The organism is Pseudovibrio sp. Ad37 (assembly GCF_001623075.1).
Taxonomy (GTDB): Bacteria; Pseudomonadota; Alphaproteobacteria; order Rhizobiales; family Stappiaceae; genus Pseudovibrio.
On record NZ_LMCF01000088.1, the window covers coordinates 1 to 3592 of the forward strand.

Annotated in this window: 3 protein-coding genes; 2 read left to right on the plus strand and 1 reads right to left on the minus strand. The window is 48.5% G+C overall.

What is annotated here, in order from left to right; all coding sequences use genetic code 11:
- Together PsAD37_RS14555 and PsAD37_RS14560 are read left to right on the plus strand one after the other, a co-directional pair.
- The coding region (locus PsAD37_RS14555) for a Tn3 family transposase (RefSeq protein ID WP_153039757.1) at positions 1-214 on the plus strand (214 nt) is incomplete at its 5' end.
- A 123-nt stretch (positions 215-337) separates the two neighbouring features.
- Complete coding sequence (locus tag PsAD37_RS14560; RefSeq protein WP_063296771.1) at positions 338-895, plus strand: recombinase family protein; 558 nt, start codon at positions 338-340, stop codon at positions 893-895.
- Positions 896-1225: 330 nt separating this feature from the next.
- Here PsAD37_RS14560 and PsAD37_RS28565 read toward each other — a convergent pair whose 3' ends face one another.
- Complete coding sequence (locus PsAD37_RS28565) at positions 1226-3442, minus strand: hemagglutinin repeat-containing protein (protein WP_206600076.1); 2217 nt, start codon at positions 3440-3442, stop codon at positions 1226-1228.
- Positions 3443-3592 lie beyond the last annotated feature (150 nt).

Sequence of the window (3592 nt, forward strand, 5' to 3'; positions counted from 1 at the left end):
GGCCCTGTCTTTGCACCTGTTGCAGGCCTCGCTGGTTTACGTCAACACCCGCATGGTGCAATCGGTGCTTTCAGATCCTGTTTGGGCTGGCCGACTTGCCGCAGAAGATTACCGAGGTCTGACACCGTTGATATACAGTCACATCAATCCTTATGGCCGATTTGAGCTTGATCTGGAACAGCGCATAGACTTTGAAAGTAAGCTAGCTGCATGACTAGGTGATATTTTGAGTATACTCAAAATACGATCTCGAATGAACACCAATTGCACATAGATCCATGTTCATTTTGGGTATAATATGTGTTAGTGAACAGAAATGGCTCATGGCACACCCAAAATGAACAGATCTACGTCCCGCATCGGATATGCGCGCACCTCTACTACGGACCAGAACCTAGATACCCAGATTCATGCATTGGAAGCGGCTGGCTGCCATCTGATCCGTACAGAACAGAAGAACGGCGGCACTCTCAAAGACCGTGTTGAGTTACAGACAATTCTGGACTTCATCCACCCTGATGAAACTTTGGTGGTCACCCGCATTGATCGGCTCGCCCGGTCTATGCATGACCTGCAGATTATAGCGCGGCGATTGCAAGAAAAGGGGGCGCATCTTTATGCAACCGAACAGCCTGTCGATACTTCAACGGCGGCAGGTAAAGCCTTCTTCGATATGCTTGTTGTCTTTGCTGAATTTGAAACCAATCTGCGGCGTGAGCGACAAGCGGAAGGCATTGCGATGGCCAAAACAAGAGGCGTCTATAAGGGGCGACCGCCGCGGATCGATAAGACTGAGATTGAAACACGCCTTGCCACGGGCCAGAGCCCAACGGTCATTACCCGTGAACTTAGCATCTCAAGAGGGACAGTATACAAGGTGAAGAACCAAGGATAATCACTCTTTGCACCTATTTTCTTTATGGAAAATGTTCGAAGATTCTAACTGTTGGTATCTCAATCTGATGTTTACTTACCCAAGCCTATTGGCTCTCCACTGGCAACCATGAGCCAGAAAAATAACCGGGATCAGGGCAAGCTAGTTTCCAAACCTGATCTGTTGACTTACATTTAAAGTATCGATCTCTCCATTGGTCGCGAGCTTCATCTTTATCAAATATTTCTTCACAGTTACCTTGATGCACCTGATTTTCGATCCACTTTACAAATCTTTTGTGCTCTCCTGGTGAACTAAACGAATGAATTTCTTCCCAATGGCATTCTAACTTCATCTTATCCAACTCGGGTTCAGAGGGTTTAATTTCTTATCGAAGTATATCTGGTTACCACCGCCTACCAAACCTCTCTGTTGCGCAGCAATCCCTTCAAAAAACTTTGTACCAACGGGGACTTTCATCTCGATTACCTTTGTTGCGGAGTTACCCCAGTTTTGATCAAGAGCACTATCGATTACTGACTGAAACGGGCCTTTAGGTTTAGATCTTGTCCAATATCCCCCGGTTGGGTTCCCATTTTCACTAATCACTCTATAAAGAATAGTCGGCCTAGTGATGACAACTTCATTATAAGTACCGCTACGGAAGGTCTCAACGATATCGATTGGTAGAGGACCTTTGTTTAACGGGTTATATTCTGCAACAATGCCTTTGCTTTTTCTTTTATATTCTCTCGCAACCTTTCTGAGAGGCTCTTTTAGTTTCTCCAGAATTTTAGCGCGGGTCTTCTTAGGAGCTAACGCAAGAGCTGTACCTGTGACCAAAGTTGCGAGGATAACAGCTTTTTCGGGATCTCCATTAGAATATTGCTCGATTGTTGCAAGAACTTCATCAGTTCCTTTTGTAACAGCGGCACCAATATCTTCTTGGAACTTTTCATAGGCTTGCTTGTCGACCAAACCAGATTTCAAAATAATCTCTGTTGGGATGTCCAGAGCCTTTAAAGCCTTTTCTAGACCTTCTGGATCATTTTCATATGCTACATTGAACTGCTCAAGCATATTAGCGGAGCTTTCAGCTGCTGCATATTTCACGGTGTCATCGAATTTCAGACAAGCTTTAATCTCTTGAATGGAATAAACGCTACATGCAGTAGAAGCATATGCTGAAGGTATAATCCAATCCCAAATACTTGCGCTGTTGGAAAGGCAAGCTCGAAGACTTTCTGGCGGTATCTTCTTATCCAACAAGTCCGAATAAACCTTCGCACCAATCGAAGCTTCTTCTGGGCTTAACTGCTCACTCGCGATGAGAGATTTCTTTACTTGATCAATTACTTCACCGATCTTCTTGCCCGCTTCAATTACTGCCACTACCGCCGTATCTGATACATAGACACCGACATACTCCTCTTCATCCTTTGTGACTTCCTGGGCGAGGTCTACATCCCGGTTGAGTTCATCAATACTCTCCGTCTCGCCACTGTCTTCGAGTTCTTGCTGCTTGTCCTCATCGCGGATGATGATCTCGCCTTCTCTGACCGTAGCGCGGGTGATCTGGCGTTTGTCGCGGTTGGCGTAGCTACCCTCAAACTGCCCACCATAGGATGTCTCAGCCTCAGATTCCTCGCTGTCGGTCTGATCTGAAGTATTGTCAGGTTGATCTTCAGGGCCGGTTTCTCCGCTCTTATCTGTCCCCGCGGGGCCCGGCACGGTGAAGTTGACGCCGACAGAGCCGCCGATGTTGGACTGCTTGTCATGATCGTCGATATCGCTGAAGGTGAGTGTGCGGGTGGAAAGGGTCAGGTCGTCCGTGTCGGACGCAATCAGCCCGCCTTTGAGGTCCGTGTTACCAGTCACATCAATCTCAAGGGTTTCTTCCGTGACAATACCGGTTTGCTCAGTGACCCAGGCTCTGGAGCCTTCACCTTTGCTGCCATTGACGCTGAGATTTCCAGAAACATTGCCTGTGAAGATGTCCACCGAGAGGCCACCGGAAGCACCTGCTGAGGAGGACGAGTTGCTGCCGGTATCCTGAATGCTCTCGATATTCAGATCGCCACCAACATCCAGATCGGCCGTCTTAGCGGTGACTTGCGCACCTTTAAGCGTGGTGTCGGCACCGGACGCCAGATCCAGATTACCTGCAACATTCAGTTTGCTGTTGGTTTTATAGCTCTGCTCGCTTTCGTGTTTGCCGTTTTGAATGCTGGCATTAACCCCGGCACTGACAGATACGGCACCTGTCCGGCTGACCCCTGCTGTGACCGAGATGCCTGCGGATTTAGACGAGTTCTTCCCAGAGCTTGCCATGGTGTTGTCGGCAGCCTCAAGTACGATCTCGCCGCCCGCATCAAGGGTGGCATCCCCGCCAACATCAATTTGAGCGCCTTTACTGGTGATATCCTCACCCGCAATCAGGGTCAGATCATTGCCAGCATTGAGCACAGAGACTTTCGCAGCTGAGCTTTCCTCGTGCGACCTGCTCTTTTCACTGGAAACAGTCAGGCTATTGGTGATCCCGGCAACCGTACCGCCATTTTGCGCTATATCGACAAGAGTGTTTGCCGCGCCTGATCAGCCCCACTTGAGTGGTCCGGTTTGAAAGTTAGTGCATGACTGACCTTTGGTCTACTGGAATGATTACTTCAGGAGCCGGTGGGCGGAAGTTCAGCGCACTATGGGGGCGTTTGGTATTGT

Coding starts and splice junctions, on each gene's coding strand:
- PsAD37_RS14560 (WP_063296771.1), top strand. CDS start 338: ATGAACAGATCTACGTCCCGCATCGGATATGCGCGCACCTCTACTACG.